Origin of the sequence: Roseomonas sp. 18066 (genome assembly GCF_902706185.1) — a bacterium.
Taxonomy (GTDB): Bacteria; Pseudomonadota; Alphaproteobacteria; order Acetobacterales; family Acetobacteraceae; genus Pseudoroseomonas.
Window position 1 is genome coordinate 1 of sequence record NZ_CACSJM010000004.1, and the last position, 15,479, is coordinate 15,479.

The 15,479-nt window shown below is 65.4% G+C and carries 14 protein-coding genes; 11 read left to right on the forward strand and 3 right to left on the reverse strand.

Annotated features, from left to right (window positions below; genetic code table 11):
* Positions 1-508: 508 nt before the first annotated feature.
* The 11 genes from GVN67_RS01375 (at position 509) to GVN67_RS01425 (ending at position 11,870) form a co-directional block, all read left to right on the forward strand.
* Positions 509-1,480 carry a tripartite tricarboxylate transporter substrate binding protein gene (locus GVN67_RS01375; protein WP_159992475.1) on the forward strand — a complete coding sequence of 324 codons (972 nt, stop codon included), beginning with the start codon at positions 509-511 and terminating at the stop codon, positions 1,478-1,480.
* 701 nt (positions 1,481-2,181) lie between these two features.
* Positions 2,182-2,718 (forward strand): sigma-70 family RNA polymerase sigma factor, encoded by a 537-nt coding sequence (locus GVN67_RS01380; RefSeq protein ID WP_159992476.1) that lies wholly within the window; start codon positions 2,182-2,184, stop codon positions 2,716-2,718.
* Complete coding sequence (locus GVN67_RS01385; RefSeq protein WP_159992477.1) at positions 2,715-3,419, forward strand: anti-sigma factor domain-containing protein; 705 nt, start codon at positions 2,715-2,717, stop codon at positions 3,417-3,419. The genes GVN67_RS01380 and GVN67_RS01385 overlap by 4 nt, the downstream gene beginning before the upstream one ends.
* 415 nt (positions 3,420-3,834) lie before the next feature.
* On the forward strand, positions 3,835-4,107 hold the full coding sequence (locus GVN67_RS01390) for a hypothetical protein (protein ID WP_159992478.1): 273 nt from the start codon (positions 3,835-3,837) through the stop codon (positions 4,105-4,107).
* Positions 4,108-4,204: 97 nt separating this feature from the next.
* The gene (locus GVN67_RS01395; protein ID WP_200845075.1) at positions 4,205-5,986 is read left to right on the forward strand and encodes a type I secretion system permease/ATPase; all 1,782 of its coding nucleotides are present in this window, start codon (positions 4,205-4,207) and stop codon (positions 5,984-5,986) included.
* On the forward strand, positions 5,983-7,329 hold the full coding sequence (locus tag GVN67_RS01400) for an HlyD family type I secretion periplasmic adaptor subunit (RefSeq protein WP_159992479.1): 1,347 nt from the start codon (positions 5,983-5,985) through the stop codon (positions 7,327-7,329). Before GVN67_RS01395 ends, GVN67_RS01400 begins: the two co-directional genes overlap by 4 nt.
* A 254-nt stretch (positions 7,330-7,583) precedes the next feature.
* On the forward strand, positions 7,584-8,318 hold the full coding sequence (locus GVN67_RS01405) for a hypothetical protein (protein WP_159992480.1): 735 nt from the start codon (positions 7,584-7,586) through the stop codon (positions 8,316-8,318).
* The gene (locus tag GVN67_RS01410) at positions 8,281-9,582 is read left to right on the forward strand and encodes an OmpA family protein (protein WP_159992481.1); all 1,302 of its coding nucleotides are present in this window, start codon (positions 8,281-8,283) and stop codon (positions 9,580-9,582) included. Before GVN67_RS01405 ends, GVN67_RS01410 begins: the two co-directional genes overlap by 38 nt.
* Before the next feature lie 180 nt (positions 9,583-9,762).
* Positions 9,763-10,299: a thermonuclease family protein gene (locus GVN67_RS01415; RefSeq protein ID WP_235034895.1), complete on the forward strand. Its 537-nt coding sequence runs from the start codon at positions 9,763-9,765 to the stop codon at positions 10,297-10,299.
* A 442-nt stretch (positions 10,300-10,741) separates the two neighbouring features.
* On the forward strand, positions 10,742-11,176 hold the full coding sequence (locus GVN67_RS01420) for a pyridoxamine 5'-phosphate oxidase family protein (protein ID WP_159992482.1): 435 nt from the start codon (positions 10,742-10,744) through the stop codon (positions 11,174-11,176).
* Positions 11,177-11,501: 325 nt separating this feature from the next.
* Complete coding sequence (locus GVN67_RS01425) at positions 11,502-11,870, forward strand: DUF4440 domain-containing protein (RefSeq protein WP_159992483.1); 369 nt, start codon at positions 11,502-11,504, stop codon at positions 11,868-11,870.
* A gap of 160 nt (positions 11,871-12,030) precedes the next feature.
* Here the strand turns inward: GVN67_RS01425 and GVN67_RS01430 are convergent, their stop codons facing one another.
* The 3 genes from GVN67_RS01430 to GVN67_RS01440 form a co-directional block, all read right to left on the reverse strand.
* The gene (locus GVN67_RS01430) at positions 12,031-13,044 is read right to left on the reverse strand and encodes a hypothetical protein (RefSeq protein WP_159992484.1); all 1,014 of its coding nucleotides are present in this window, start codon (positions 13,042-13,044) and stop codon (positions 12,031-12,033) included.
* Complete coding sequence (locus tag GVN67_RS01435) at positions 13,044-13,700, reverse strand: SOS response-associated peptidase (protein ID WP_200845077.1); 657 nt, start codon at positions 13,698-13,700, stop codon at positions 13,044-13,046. The genes GVN67_RS01430 and GVN67_RS01435 overlap by 1 nt, the downstream gene beginning before the upstream one ends.
* A 332-nt stretch (positions 13,701-14,032) precedes the next feature.
* Complete coding sequence (locus tag GVN67_RS01440) at positions 14,033-15,283, reverse strand: Gfo/Idh/MocA family protein (RefSeq protein WP_235034896.1); 1,251 nt, start codon at positions 15,281-15,283, stop codon at positions 14,033-14,035.
* Positions 15,284-15,479 lie beyond the last annotated feature (196 nt).

Genomic DNA, 15,479 nt, shown 5'->3' on the forward strand with positions numbered 1-15,479 from the left:
GGGATGGGGGGTGGGGGAGATTCGGCCATGGGCCCGACGCTAGTCGCAGCGCAGGGAACGAATCAAGAACAAAGACCGGGTTGACAGAGCCAAGGCTTGGCATCGGCGTGCCGGTCCGCGACAAGTTGGAGCAACTGGATCAGCGTCTTGGGGGCCATCGCCTCAACAGCTGGGCGAGCTACAGCGAGGAACGTGCTGACCCTTAGGCGTGCATTTCCCAACCGAGTAGGCCAAAAAATTTTCCCGTACGCGCGCTCAATCGGGGTGGGCCGCAAGGGTCATCGAGGGACGTAAGACCGGCGCACCAAGTTTGGTTCAGAGGGCTCAGCGCCAGGCCGAGGGCGAGTTCCGCTGCCGTGCACGCCGCGTTCGACCGGGGTCCGGTCATTACAAAGTACGCTGGCGTGACGAACGCCTCACTGGGTAGGCTTCCCGTCAACGGCCCGTCCAACAGGCGCCGCAGGCCCGCCCTGCACGCCACAGAGAGGCCGATTGAAGGGAGCCGACCATGAAGCGCCGCCACCTCCTGCCGCTGCTCGCAGCCCCTGCTCTGATCACCCGCGCCCGGGCGCAGGGTAGCGCCCAGGGCCGCCCAATCACGCTGATCGTGCCCTATGCCGCAGGCGGCGGCACCGACATCGTGGCGCGCGAGCTGGCGCCGATCCTGATGGAACAGCTCGGTCAAAGCGTCGTCGTGGAGAACCGCGGCGGCGCGGCAGGCCATGTCGGCGCCACTTCGGTCGCCCGCGCGCGGCCGGACGGCACCACGCTGCTCTTCGCGGTGTCCACCAACATCGTCGTCAACCCGCACCTGCAGAGGACGGACAAGATCAACCTGTCCAGCGTGCTTTCGCCGGTGACCAAGGCCAGCTCCTACCAATACGTGCTGGTGATCGACCCGAAGCTGCCGGTGACCAGCCTGCAAGAGCTGATTGCGGCAGGCAAGCAGCCGAACGCGGATTTCAGCTTCTCGTCCGGCGGCGTGGGCTCCAACAACCATCTGGCAGGCATCCTGTTTGCCGAGGCAGCCGGGCTGCAGATGGAGCACATCTCCTACCGCGGCACCGCCCCTGCCCTGCAGGACGTGGTGACCGGGCGCGTCACCATGAACTTCTCCTCGCCGCCACCCGCGGTGCCGCTCGCCAAGGAGGGGCGCCTGCGCGCCCTGGCGGTGACGGGCAACCACCGCTTGCCGTCTCTGCCCGATGTGCCGACGCTGTCCGAGGCCGGGTTGCCCGGCATCGTCATCCTAGGCTGGCACGGCATCTTCGCGCCTGCCGGGACGCCCGTTGGCGAGATGAGCCGCCTGGAGGCTGCCGCCAACAAAGCCATCCGCGATCCGCGCTTCGCACGCAGCCTGGAGCGAGACGGCCTTGAGGTTGCAACCGCACAGCCACGCGCCGACTTCGCCGTGGCCATCCGCGAGGAGTACGAGTTCTGGGGCAAGAAGGTGCGGGAGTTGGACCTCAAAGCGGAATAGCCAGAGACCGAAGGCTGGCGGCGTTTGCTTCGCCTCACCTTTGGCGAGACGGAACCTCGTCGCCCAACCAGCCCTTGGCGCCGACCTCATTGCTCCGTTGTGGACATCGCTGACGGAGACACACGCACCATGCTGACGGCGGACGAGCGCCAATTGCACATCCGGCTAGCTGGCATTGATGCTCCTGAAGCCGCCAACTTCATGGAGCGAGGATCCGGCAGGGACTGTCCGGCCTTTCATCCGGCAATGACGGTCCGTGAGGTGTAGGGCACCGGCCGCTACGACAGGGAGGTCGGCACGCTGCTCAGTCGGCACCCTGCTCAGTCGGCGCGCTGAACGTGAACCAGGAGATGCGGCACATCGCTCTATCTGAAGTCCTCACAGGCTGACCGCTGAACTCCGACCAAATCCCGGATATGCGATCTCGAATTCACAGGAGCGCTCACAGGCCCATCAACACCAATATCGGCTGCAATAGATGATGCTATAGGTTCCACTGCGAAATTGATGTCATCTGCATTTCATTCCGAGATTTTTGTTTACTCCAAAATACAGAAGCATGTCCGATATTCTAGAACTGAACAATAAAATAAACGTCTTATTTATTTGTAGCCTTGCCCCGCGCCTTTCGAACTCTCCATGTTGCAGATCGCCCCGCGTCGCATCACGGCGCTGGAAGGGTCGGTGGAGAGCTATTGCCCATGGAGCAGCCATCATTGGAACGCCTTTTGGCATCGGTTGCCGAAGGCGATCGGGACGCTCTCCGCGTCATCTACGAGATCAAGGCAGGACGATTGCTGAGCGTGGCAATGGCCATTCTGCGCGACCGTGATGCAGCTGCCGATGCCGTCCACGATGCCTTTGTCAGGATTACGGAGCGGGCAAACCAGTTTGACCCTGCGCGCGGCGTGGCCGCTGCGTGGATGAGCGGCATCGTCAGGAATGTTGCACTGGATAAAGCCCGGATGCGGGGGCGCGAGACACTGACGGACGACCCGGAACTTGGTGACGTCCTCCTCAAACCGAGGGCACTGGATCGTCTTACCGAGGGCGAGGACGGACAGCGACTGCGCTACTGCCTCGACCAACTGGATGAACAGCCGCGAGGCGCCGTACTCCTGGCCTTCGTCCACGGCCTGTCGCATCCGCAAATCGGCGCACGTCTCAAGGCGCCCCTGGGCTCGGTGAAGTCGATGATCCGTCGCAGCCTGCTGCGCCTTCGGGACTGCCTCGCATGATCCCGGAAGACCCGAACTTGAAGGACCTTTTCGCCGGGGAATATGTGCTCGGCACCCTGGAAGCGCGTGAGGCAAAGGAACTCGAAGCGGCGCTGCCTCATGATGCTGATCTTCAGGCTAGCGTCACACGATGGGAGCGGCGCTTTTCCGTGCTCACGGCGATGGCGGAGCCGTTTGACGTTCCGCCGGAACTTTGGACACGGATAGAGCGATCCCTTGACCCGCCTACCATAGAAGCGCCTTCGGCCACGGTCACCAGTCTGTCGCGTCGACAGGGAGCCCCCTGGTTCTGGCGCGGCTGGGCGCTCGGGAGCAGCGCACTGGCGGCGGGCCTGGCGGCCTTCATCTGGCTTCAGCAGGTGCCAGAACGCCTGACCACCGTCCTCCTCAGCCAGCAGGACCAAGCCGCCTGGATCGTCGAGGCACGAGGCAACGACCTGCAGCTGGCCGCGCTGAACCCACAGCCGGTCGATCCTGGACGCGTTTTGCAGCTGTGGGCCCTCCCTCAGGGGGCTGTGGCGCCCACTTCGCTGGGGCTCATCCCACCTTCTGGCCAGTTCACCGTCACGCCGGGCAGCGTGCTGCCGAGCGCGGGCATGCTCGTCGAGATCACGCTCGAGCCCCCGGGAGGATCGACGACCGGCAGACCCACTGGGCCGGTCCTATTCATCGGGCGGCTTGCTGCAGTCCGCGGGTCTTAACTCGCGGACAGCACCTGCTCCCCTAGTGAGCGTCGCATTAATGCGCCTGCTGCAGTGCATGGGTGTAGTAGCTGTTCAAGGACAGGCTCATGCTTGCACCGGAAGTATCCTTGTCTTGCTTCGAACGAGCAATACAACCGCAGCGAGTGCGATTCCCAATCCGATTTCTCGCCTGACCCTGTATGAAGAGGCGTGGGTACCGGTATCATCTTCTTCATCAGTTGGATTTATTTATCACGGGAACGCGAATTCTGCATCTGATTGGCTAGCCGCGCCGTAGACCCTGTGGCGGGTTTGAAAATCTGGCGGCTTGAATGGTCGCCGCCCCCGCTAGCATCGGCCTGAAAAATTCGGGCCGTGTTCTCTCCAACGAAGCTCCCCCAATCGCGGGGGACAAGATCCTAGGAGAAAGCGAATGCTTGGCATCTTCGACAAGGGCCACGGCGGCAACGATCACGGTGGCAAGGGTGGCGGCTGGAACGTCGACAAGGACGATCACAGCGTCAACAACTCCCACAACGACAGCAGCGTCAACGATTCCTACAACGACACGGATCTGCTGTCCGGCAACGACTTCCTGAACGGCAACAGCCTGCTGTCGGGTAATGATTTCTCGCTGACCCTGATCGGGTCCAAGGATGGCGGCGGCCATGGTGGTGGCCACGGCGACTGGAATCACGACTACTGATCATCGCGCGGTGTGCGAGCGGTGCGGCGGCCGGTGGTGCCGCCGCACCTTTCCGTCGCAAAGGCGCTTGACGCGCCTTGTCAGTGGGAGCCGCCGCATGTCCCAGTCGGACGCCATGCCGGAGCCGGATGCGGGAGAAGGTTCAGGCCTGCGAGCGGCCTGCATGCCCTACTTCGTAGCGGCCGCCGTCTTCAGCGGCGCCATCAACCTGCTTTATCTGGCCTCCCCTCTCTATCTCATGCAGGTCTATGGCCGCGCGCTGCCCGGCCGCAGCGAGGCGACGCTGCTGCTGCTTACGCTTGTGCTGCTCCTCGCTCTTCTTGTCATGGCGTTGCTCGATGCGGTGCGTGCCAGGATCCTTGTCCGCGCAGGCATCCGCATGGACCACATGTTGGCTGCGCGCCTGTTGGCGACGCTGGCAGCACGCGGCACACGCCGGGAAGCCGGAGGCGGGGAGCGCCGCGGCGAGGCGCTTCGCGACCTGGATCAAGTGCGCCAGGTGATGACCGGACCTGGGGTGCAGACGCTGTTCGATGCGCCGTGGACGCCGGTCTATCTGGTGATCCTCGCCTTCATTCACCCATTGCTCGGCGCTGTCGCAGCCGCCGGTGCGATCTTGCTGTTGCTTGTCGCCCTGCTAACGGAATTCGCCATCCGCAGGCCGATGCGCCGTGCGACAGAAGCGGCGAGCCGCTCCTATGCCTTCGCCAGCGACGTGCTGCGCGGATCCGAGCCTGCTGTCGCGATGGGCATGCTGCCCGGCCTGGTCGCGCGCTGGCAGGACGATCGCTTCACCATGATCGGTGGCCAGGCGATCGCAAGCGACAGGCATGCAGCATTCTCGGCGGCCACGCGTTTCCTGCGCCTGTCCCTCCAGAGCCTGATGCTTGGCGTCGGGGCCTGGCTTGCCATCGAGAGGGCGGTGGAGCCTGCCGTCATCTTCGCGGGCGTCATCCTGATGGGGCGGGCGCTGGCGCCGGTGGAGCAGGCCGTGGGCGCAGGACGGCAGATCACTTCGGCCTGGGAAAGCTGGCGGCGCCTGCGGAGCCTTTTCGCCGAGGCGCCCGCGTCCCGCGCGCGCATGACCCTGCCGCGGCCCGATGGCCGTCTCGAGGTCCGCGACCTCGACTATCGTCTTCCCGGCGCCGACGGTCGGCAAGTCCTGCGCGATGTCTCCTTCGCGGTCGGCAAAGGGCAAGCGCTCGGCATCATCGGGCCCAGCGCTGCGGGTAAATCCACCCTGGCCCGCTTGCTGATCGGCGCCATGGCGCCGGGCCGGGGCTCGGTGCGCCTGGGCGGCGTCGACCTGCGCCAATGGGATCATCAGGCGCTCGGTCGGCATGTCGGCTACCTGCCGCAAGATGTCGGCCTTTTCGCCGGGACCGTCCGCGACAATATCGCTCGCTTCGGCCAGGCCTCGGACGAGGAGGTCGTCACGGCGGCGCTGCACGCCGATGTCCACGATATGATCCTCGACCTGCCGCAGGGCTACGACACGCCGGTCGGCCCAGGCGGCGCCGTTCTGTCGGGCGGGCAGCGGCAGCGCATCGGCCTGGCCCGCGCGCTGGTGGGTCTACCCAGCCTGGTGGTGCTCGACGAGCCGAACGCAGCGCTCGACGCCGAAGGAGAGATGGCGCTGCGCAACGCGCTGGAGGCGCTGAAGAGCCAGGGCGTCACCTTCATCGTCATCGCGCACCGGCCCAACATCATCGGCGCCGTCGACGCGCTGCTGGTGCTTGAGGACGGCGCGGTGAGCACGCAGGGCCCCCGTGCCGAGGTCATCGACGCCCTCCGACGCCAAGCGGTGCGGCCGGTCGAGCGCGAAGGCGAGGCCGCGGACCGATCCCGCCGCGATGCCACCGGCGGGACCCCGTCATGAGCGGCGCTGACCTCCCTATCCACCCGCCGTTGCTGCGTGCGACGCCGCCTCCGGCGGACGCGCGTGGCCTGATGGTGTTCGGCGCCCTCGTCCTCGTCGGCTTCTTCGGCATCGCTGGTGTCTGGGCGGCCCTGGCGCCTTTGAGCGGCGCCGCCCTCGCGCCCGCCGTGGTGATGGTCGACGGCAACCGGAAGACAGTCCAGCACCAGGAGGGCGGCATCCTGCGATCGATCCTGGTGCGCAACGGCGACCGCGTGCTGGCGGGGGCGCCGTTGCTACGCCTCGACGACACCACCGCCCGCGCTGCCTTCGACGTCCTCGAGGCGCAGCACTTGGCGCTCGCGATAACTCAGGCGCGGCTGGAGGCCGAGCGGGACGGCGCCCCCGAGCTCGCCCTGGACGCCGAGACCAGCGCGCGCCGCGATGCGCCGTCCCTTGTGAGCCTGATCGCCGCACAGTCGGCGCTGCTGACTGAAAGGCGGCGCCAGCTCGACAGCGCGACGGCGGTTATCGAGCAGCAGGTCCTGCAGCTGAACGAGCAGCTGGGCGGGGGCGCGGCGGAGCTCGACGGCATCGAGCGCCAGCGGCAGCTCATCGCCGACGAGGTCGAAGGCCTGCGAACCCTGTTGCGGCAGCATCTCGTTCCGCGCAGCCGGGTGCTGGCTCTCGACCGCACGGCTGCGGCCCTGGATGCCGACCGGGGCCGGGTCGTCGCTGAGATGGCCCGCGCGAAAGCCTCTATCGGAGAGGCCCGGCTCAGGATCCTGCAACTGCGCCAGCAGCGGCTGACGGAGATCTCTGAGGCCCTGCGAGAGACCGGCGACCGGATGGCGGAGGTGCGGCCACGACTTGAGGCCGCCCGCGATCTTCTCGCCCGCACCGTCATCCTGGCGCCAAGCGATGGCGAGGTGGTCGGGCTGAGCGTCTTCACCGAGGGCGGCGTCGTGGCGCCCGGCGCGGCGCTGCTTGACATCGTTCCTTTGGGCGCGCCGCTGGTCTTCCAGGCCCGGCTGCGGCCCGAGGACAAGAGCCGGGTCGCCGCGGGCATGGCGGCGGAAATCCGGCTCTCCGGCATCACCGAGGCGCGCGACCCGCTGCTGCGGGCCCGGGTGGCGATGATCTCCGCGGACCGCCTGTCCGATCCTGCCACGGGCGATAGCCACTACGCCGTGGAACTGCAGGCGGATGCCGCGGATGCGCCGACGGCCGAGGTGCTTCGCCGCATCCGCCTGCAGCCAGGCATGCCCGCGCAAGTGACCATCGCGACCGAGCCGCGCAGCCTGCTCGACTACCTGGTCGGCCCCCTGCGCGAGCGGCTCGGCCGCGCCTTCCGGGAGGAATGACCATGGCTCCGCAACGGCGCCGCGCCCCGCGCGCATCCATAATCGACCTTCTGGAGGAGCCGGAAGCGCTGCCCTTGCTGCGCCGTCGACGCGCCAGGCAGAGTGCCCGACCCGGGCCACAGGAGGCGCGGGCCCCTCGGCCGGATCCGCGGCGGAGCGAGGCGGCCGCGCCGGACGTCCCACCAGGCGATGGCGCGGAGGCACCGCGGGCTTGGCGCTGGGGCACCGCGGGCGGCGCCGCGCTGGTGTTGGCCATGCTGGCGGTGCTTGGCGCTGTTCTGGTCGACCGTGCGGACCCGGAGCCCGTCCTGACGGTGGCGGAGGGGAGCCGTGAAGCGGCCATGCCCGAGGCTGCACCCGAAGCCGCATCGGTTGCGCCCGCATCGAGCATGGCCCAGGCCGATCAGGCGGACGGCCCTGACGCCCTGTTGGAGGAGGTCGGTCGGTTGCTGCGCCTAGCGGACCGGCTCGATCGCGACATCGACAACTTCGTCCAGGCCTCGCGTGTCCCTGACGGCATCGAGATCGCTGCGACTCCGTCGCCATTGCCGCGGCCCGAGCAGGTGGTGGCGACCGGCGCCTTCACCCCGTTCCCGGGCAACGGTCCGGACCTCGCGGCCGCCGCTCATAGCGTCGTCGAGAATAACGCGGCTGTCCTGCCTCCCCCGGCGACCATCGCCCTTGTGCCATCCCCTCTGGTTGAGGTGCCTTTCATTCCGATGGACATGCTGGCGGGCGCCGTGCCGCCGCCCGATGGGCCGAACACTAATCCCCTGCCTGCCAGCCGCCACGGCGCTCCGGTAACGGCGGCCGATGTCCGCGCTTCGCCGCCGAAGCTTGCCGCTGTGTCGGAGGCCAGGCCGTCGCGCGCGATCGTGGCAACCCCTGCTCTCGCGGCACGCCGGTGCCAAGCGATCATCCTTCGTGTCCAACTCGGTGAGGAGTCCTCCCATGCAGACCAACGATTCCTTCGCGCGGGCTGCCGCTAGCTGGCGGAGACCCGCCGCCTGCATCCTCGGGCTTCTGATGCTGGCGGGCTGCGGCCTTGCGCGCGCGCCCGGAGACAATGCGACGGACACCCTGCCCATGCGGGTCGTAGGCGCCCCGTCGCCGCCGCTGGATGCGCAGCGCTTCGACGAGGCGGTAGCCAGCCTGACCGTGGCCTTGATCGACCGGGCGCAGCTGGATCCTGCGGACCAGGCCACCGGACACATGCTGGTCGTCGACCCGCTGATCGACCGGGCCACCGGGGAGCAGACGGCCAGCACCCGAGCGATGGAACGGCGGATTGGCACGGTGCTGCGCGAGCGCTATCCCGACATACGGCTGGCGCCACTGAGCGCTGCCAACCTCGCTGCCAAGCCTCTGGTGCTGCTGGGGGCGATCACGGCCGTTGCCGATGCCGGGATCATCCCGCCGACGACGCAAGCCGATCCGAAGGTCTATCGCATCTGGGCGGTGCTGGGAGACCTGCGCACGGGCAAGGTGGTCTCCCATGAGACGGCCTGGGTCCGCGCCGAAGAGGTCGATGCGGCCCGCACCGTCTTCTATCAGGACAGTCCCGGATGGGGCCCGGACGCCGTCGTCAGCGCCTATCTGAAGACCTGCGCTTCCAACGCGGGCGACCCCATCGACCCGCAATACCTGGCTTCTTTGGAAGCGCAGGCCTTTGCTGCCGACGGCACCAGAGCCTACGAGCAGGGCGAGTTTGGCGCGGCGCTCGTGGCCTATACGGAGGCGCTGAACCGGCCAGGCGGCGACCAGCTCAGGGTGCGCAATGGCCTGTATCTCAGCAACCGCGCGCTGGCACGGCCTGTTGCCGCAGAGGAGGCCTTTGCCGGGCTGGTCGACCATGGCCTGAACCGCGGCCGTCTGGCGATGAAGTTTCTGTTCCAGCCGGGCACGGCGAAGGTCTCGGCGAACGGAGCCACCGGCCGCGAGTATCCGATGTGGCTGCGCCAGATCGCACGGCGGACCGCGCCGCGGAACGTCTGCCTGGCGATGACTGGCCATGCCAGCGCGACAGGGTCCGCGGCAAGGAACCTCCTGCTGTCGGCGGAACGCGCGGAGGCGGTGCGCAGCGGCCTGGTGACGGTGCAACCTCAACTGCGAACGCGCACCAGCGCATCGGGCGTCGGGGCTTCAGAGCCGCTCGTCGGCAGCGGAAGGGACGACGCGACGGATGCGCTGGATCGTCGCGTGGAGTTTCAGCCCCAGGCTTGCGTGCCACAACTGGCCGAGGTCACAAACTAAAGCTGGCTGACGCATTTAGCGGCTAAAGATGCATGGAGCGGCAACGGCACGCGAATCAAAATGGGGATGGCGGACGACCTCAAAGCAGGCCGGTCGGTAGTCTAGGATCCCGGTTACATCCTCAGCCACCTGCCGCAGCGCACCGCCACAACTACGATAGGCGCAACCTCTGGATGACAGGTGCTCAAGCGCCAGATGCGCATCCGCCTGGCTGGTATTGACGCGGCAGAGAGCCGACAGCCCTATCGGACGCGAGCCCAGCAGGAGTTCTCGGGCCTGGCGTTCGGCAAGAAAGGCCGCATCGAAATGCAGGACACTGACCGCTACGGGAGAACGGTCGGCACCTTATTCATCGGTGCGCTGAACGTGAACCGGGAAATGGTTCGGCGCGGGGCGGCGCGGGTGTACGCTCAGTACAACCTTGATCCGGTGCTGCCGCGCCTCGAGGTGCGGGCCCGAGAAGCTCGCGTCGGCCTTTGGACCCCGCCGGAGCATGAGCGCCGAGCTCCCTGGAACTGGCGCCACTCGGGCGGTGCCTTCGGCCGGGCCGAAGCTCAGTGCTACTTCCGTCAGTGCGGAGTGACGCGGCTGGATGGAACCCGAGACGGTATCCCGTGCGAGCGTCTCGGTCGGTGGGTCGGTGACAGAGGCCGCGACGACAAGCTGCGACGCCTCTTGGGAAACCGACTCCGCACTCCCGCCCTGTGGTCCGGCTAAAGGCTGCAGGGGTGAGCTCCATGCAAGGCTTCAACCTTCCGGCCACCTGCTTCAAGCCGCTGACCGCGACCGGCGCCAAGGTCGGTAAGTTTGGCAGCGCTTCCGCACCGTTGAGGTTAATATCGTTGCATTCCAACTCGTAGGCCCGAGCCTTCGCACGCGGCGCGCGGAGGGTGTTCTACGGCGCAGATGCTCCGCCTCCGTCCGGGGCGTCAACGTCCACTCAGAAGCTGAAGGCCAAGCTCTGCCAATTGCCTTCAGCACTGGGTGGTGGAAGCAAGCTGTCCAATGAGGTCTTACATCACCCATATTCGGAGATCTGCTTGGTGGGGCTGCTAATGGCATGGCGAGCGGAAACTAGGTGCCATCCAGATCGTCTTGCTTGATAGCCTCCTGATGGCCTTGGTCGCAGGCTGGTAAATCAAGAAGACTGGAGAAGACGATGGCAAAGACGACGATCGCCGATTTGTCCAAAATGATGGCCGACATTGATTTCGCAACGATGTCGACCACCGCCGTCACGGGCGGCATCACCTCGCGCCCGATGAGCAACAACCGCGATGTCGAATTTCAAGGCGATGCCTACTTCTTCGCCTACGAAAGCTCCGCAAAGATAGCAGAGATCGAGCGGGATGCAGGTACGAGCCTTAGCTATGCCGGTTCGAAGGGACTATTGGCAGGCACTCCAATCTTTATCACTGTGAAGGGCCACTCCACCCTCATCAGAAACAAGGCAGATTTTGCGGCTCACTGGGCAAAGGAGCTTGACCGTTGGTTCCCGCAGGGCATCGACACACCGGGTGTCATCCTCATCAAGGTTCACGCCGCCAATATTCGATACTGGATCGGCGAGGAGCAGGGCGAGCTGACCTTCTGACGAAGCACGAAGGCCCTTCCAGCTATTTGGATAGGCTGTGCTTACGGCACGGTCCAGTAGTCGAGCACGCGTGACAGCGCTTTTCTCGTCGTGCGAGGTAGGGCATAGCTATACCCAGCAAACCTAAGTTGCCGATGTTTTCTCACGGTCGGGGCACCAGTGTAGCGCTGAGGAAGTGCTGATTTTCCGGTAGCTGGCCTGCCAATCGCCATTGTGGACAGCTACCTGCGCCAAGAGCCAATCGTCCAAGGTGCAGTGGCTGACAGCCAGGTACGATTCTCGGCAGCGCGTGTTGATGAAGAGGCTTCAACAGAAAGGACACGTCATGGACGATGCACGAATCTGGGAATTTGAGGAAAGCCTCTGGACCGCAGATCCAGAGCATTACCGAAGCAGCATCAGCGAAGAATGCCTCATGGTCCTGCCGGAAGCCCCATTTATCATGGGACGGGATAAGGCAGTTGAAGCCGTGACGCAGTCGCCGCGATGGACCAGTGTGTCATTTTCCGCGCAGCAGGTCCGTCGTCCCCAGGAGGGACTGATCGTCATCGCCTATCAGGTCCACGCCAAGAAGGGCGAGGATGTTTCATATGAGGCATTCTGCACCTCGGTTTATCGACGTCTCTCGCACGAGCGTTGGGATGTTATCCAGCACCAACAGACGCCACCGATAAAGGTGACTTCGCGAGATTGATGCTGAAGACGAGAAAAGATGGGTCACGTGGCGTGGCCACGCCCTAGTCGGTACAGGTGGCGTTGCCCTTCTCATCTATCATGGCTGCGCCTGCCTGCTGCGGCAGCGACCTGCGGGCCTCCGGCCACCACCGCAGTAAAGCCCTCCAGATATTCCGGCTTCAGCCTTGTGCCACCGAGGCTGTCAAAGCTTTCTGCAGCAGATGCTGGGACAAGTCCCGAGTACCTGCCAGGCGGCGCTTGATGATCCAGTCGATAGGCCGGGCGCCCTTGAAAGGTGCCTCTGCAAGCGGTGCACTCACCCAGGCCGATGACTGTTTGGCCAAGGTGTTCAAAGTGGCCTCGATGTTCTGCAGCGCCTGAAGCAGTCCAGCCTCTTCCGAGCTCAGCTTGAAGCGAGGCCGTTGGCCTTTCGAGGTCAGTTCCCGCCCGCGGTCGAGCAGCCGCAGTGCACTGCCATCCTCGACGCCCCATCGATCCATCAAGGCCCAGAACGTATTTGAGGTCAGGCCCGGCGCTGTCCTCGTCCTCGAAGGAGACGTCCCCGGCCGAGACAGCGTGTCGCGGCGCCCGGGTCCAGTCGAGGAGGACTGCGGCATAGACCTGCGGCCTCGTAGCTGTACGACATTGGATCCCTTTTTGTCTCCCTCGCGCCCGGCTCGCTGGGACTGCAGCTTCTGGGCCGCTGCGTACGTGTTGGGTGGCGCCTTCGGCGGCGGCGGCGGCTCGGGTTCTGGCGGCGCTGCGCGAGCAGCCGGTCGCGAGCCCTCGAGGTCGACGCCGAAAGCCAGGCAGAGCTCGGCCAGCGCCTCCTTTGTCATTTTGATAGCTTTGTTGACAAGCGTCGCGCTCGGAGGCTGCCGAGGACTTCCATCATCCTGAAGTGCATGCCGGTATCCCGTTTCCGCCACCAGCGCTTGCAGCTTTTCGACAGCAGGAAAGTGGTTCGGAATCGCGTGCCAGCGCGCCTCGCCTTCTCCATCAAACCGGCCCACCGCCGATGCGCTCAGGGCGGCGCCCATTTTCAGAACGGCGGCGTGCACGAGCGTTCTCGCACTCCTTGCGCTCCGGCTGCGGACCAACTTCCGAGCGTCTTCCAGATCGGCGGCAGCCATCCGCAGCAGATTGCCAATTGCGCGCCGTAAGGTGGCCGGACCCGCCGCTCTATCCGCCATCAAAACGTCTCCGGCGCCGGATCCGTCCGATTGCCCCTGGCTACGACGTCCATCCGCTCATCCGGCAGTGGCCGCTGCAACTCGCGGGCTACTTGCCAGGGCGCTTCCAGCCAGGTGGTCATTTCGTCACGCGTCGTTAGCAGCACCGGCATGGCCTTCGGGCGGATGGCGCCGACGGTCTCGTTCGGATCGCAGGTTAGGAAACCATAAAGATTGTGCTCCCCCTCGACCGGGTTCGACTTCGGGCCGCGCGTCCCGGTCCACTGCGTCCATATCCCCGCGAAGGCGAAGAGCGGCCGCTCCGGCGCCAGGCCGAACCAGACCGGCGTCTTCTTGGGCTTCGTGTCGGCCCATTCCGAGAATGAGGTGGCAGGCACCAGGCAGCGGTGCGCGGGCCCGAGCCACCGGCGCCAGTGCGGGCTGTGGGTGTTGCGGATGTTGGTCACGGGGTGGCCACCGTACTGCTCGGGCCCGGGCATTCCCCAGCGCATCATGGTCAACTCGCGCCCGCCGTCCTGGCACTGACGCACCACCGGCGCCATGGCATCAGGGTAGATGGCGGGCAGCGGCGGAAGGTTTCCCGTGCGGTCATGAAGCGCCCGGGTCAGTTCCAGGATGGCGCGCTGGTTGCTTGTCATCGAGTAGAGGTTGCACACAGCAGTTCACCCTATTTCGAGGATTCCATCTTGCCACTGACGCTGGTGCCTTGGCAGAGGTCTGACAACAAGGCGCGGGCACACGGCCGACCAGAGTGGCGGGAGCTGGCGAAGCCGCGCTCAGTGTGTTGATCGCAAGCCCTATGGTTCTCTCCCCTGCCCGGCACCCGAGCAGTCAGGCAGGGAACGAAGTTCACCGGGACACCCCAGGTTATTCCCCACATTGCAGCCTCCCACGCTGAGAGGTTTGCTCCTGACGGCCAGGCTGCATCACGCTCAGCTCGCCTGCGGCTTCGGCGAAGGCAGTCAAAATAGACTGCCTTCCCCTCCTCTCAGAGGATGCCGTCGGGCAGAGAACGGAACATGTCGCGGCGTGGCTGCGGCGGCAGGGCGACTGGCTGGCCACTGGCGGCGCTGCTGTAGATGGCCTCCATCACCATATGATCCTGGAGACCTTCTTCGCCGGGCGTGCGCGGGCGGCTGCCCTGCAGGACGCATTGTGCCATGTGGTCGATCTCTGCGGCGAACTGGTTCTTCGGCGGTAGGATGATGGCGCCCCGCTGATCCTGGCCATCCAGGTTGCGCGCCAGGTAGAGCTCCTGCCCCTGGTACTTGTAGGCATTTGGCATGTCGATCGTAGCCGCTGCTAGGTTCAACCGCTGGTATTTGTCGTCACGCGCGCCGTAGCTGGTGAAGCAGTTGGCGATGAAGCCGGAAGGGAAACGGAGCGTGAAGGAAACCGTCTCCTCCACCTCGGCATAGCGTGCGTCGCCCGCCGGGCTGAACAGGCTGGCATGGACCTGGACTGGCTCCTCACCGCTCAGGAATCGCGCCGTGTTCAGGCAGTAAAGCCCGATGTCCGGCAGTGCTCCGCCGCCTGCCATTGCCTTCTTGTGCCGCCATTGCTGCGTGCCATTCGCAGCGACGGTCTGCACATTCACAGCCGTCATGCCAACCAGACGGCCGAAGTCACCGCTTCGAATGATGCGCAGCGCCGCCAGATTGTGCGGCTGGTACTGGATGCGATATGCGACCATCAGCTTCACCGCCGCGCGCTCGCAGGCAGCTATCATGTCGCGGGCCTCTTCCGCGCTATTCGCCAATGGCTTCTCGCAGAGAACATGTTTGCCTGCCGCGGCGGCACGCTCGACGTACTCGCGATGCATACCGTTGGGCAGAACGACGTAAACCACTCTAACGTCCGGATTATCGCGAAGCCTGTCGAATGATGCGTAATCATAGCAGGAGGCTTCAGGGATGCCGTATTGCTTTGCCACCGCCTGCAGCTTGTCAGGGGTTCCGGAGACCAATGCTGCGGGCCTGGCAAATCCACATTCCGCAAATGCAGGGAGGAGTTCCTCGAGACTGAGGCGCCCCAGGCCGACAATGGCGAAGCCCACCCGCTGAGCCGGTGGCAGCGGAGCTGGCGGCGGCGGGGTGCTTGGATCTGCGGCCGCACGCCAGTTGGGGAACTCGACCTTACCGTCGGTGACGCGGCCTATGTCGACCTCAGTCGGCGGAGAATAGCCCGTTTGTCCCGCGGCAGGTCCGCCGAGTAGGAGGCCTGTCAGGGCGCCTCCCATCTGAAGCACTCCTCGACGGCGACTTGGCAGAATTCGATTCAACATACTGTCTCCGTTGCGTTGGCATGCACTGGAGAACGCTTGAAGTCTCGTCGAGATTACGTCGCAGACGACGCGAACATCTGACCCAAATAGCGCATGACGGCTCAGCTTTCTTGGGCTCGACTATATTTGGCCATTTGTTCGCTCATTGGGA

Coding starts and splice junctions, on each gene's coding strand:
- GVN67_RS01375 (WP_159992475.1), top strand. CDS start 509: ATGAAGCGCCGCCACCTCCTGCCGCTGCTCGCAGCCCCTGCTCTGATC.
- GVN67_RS01380 (WP_159992476.1), top strand. CDS start 2,182: ATGGAGCAGCCATCATTGGAACGCCTTTTGGCATCGGTTGCCGAAGGC.
- GVN67_RS01385 (WP_159992477.1), top strand. CDS start 2,715: ATGATCCCGGAAGACCCGAACTTGAAGGACCTTTTCGCCGGGGAATAT.
- GVN67_RS01390 (WP_159992478.1), top strand. CDS start 3,835: ATGCTTGGCATCTTCGACAAGGGCCACGGCGGCAACGATCACGGTGGC.
- GVN67_RS01395 (WP_200845075.1), top strand. CDS start 4,205: ATGTCCCAGTCGGACGCCATGCCGGAGCCGGATGCGGGAGAAGGTTCA.
- GVN67_RS01400 (WP_159992479.1), top strand. CDS start 5,983: ATGAGCGGCGCTGACCTCCCTATCCACCCGCCGTTGCTGCGTGCGACG.
- GVN67_RS01405 (WP_159992480.1), top strand. CDS start 7,584: ATGCTGGCGGTGCTTGGCGCTGTTCTGGTCGACCGTGCGGACCCGGAG.
- GVN67_RS01410 (WP_159992481.1), top strand. CDS start 8,281: ATGCAGACCAACGATTCCTTCGCGCGGGCTGCCGCTAGCTGGCGGAGA.
- GVN67_RS01420 (WP_159992482.1), top strand. CDS start 10,742: ATGGCAAAGACGACGATCGCCGATTTGTCCAAAATGATGGCCGACATT.
- GVN67_RS01425 (WP_159992483.1), top strand. CDS start 11,502: ATGGACGATGCACGAATCTGGGAATTTGAGGAAAGCCTCTGGACCGCA.
- GVN67_RS01430 (WP_159992484.1), bottom strand. CDS start 13,044: ATGGCGGATAGAGCGGCGGGTCCGGCCACCTTACGGCGCGCAATTGGC.
- GVN67_RS01440 (WP_235034896.1), bottom strand. CDS start 15,283: ATGGGAGGCGCCCTGACAGGCCTCCTACTCGGCGGACCTGCCGCGGGA.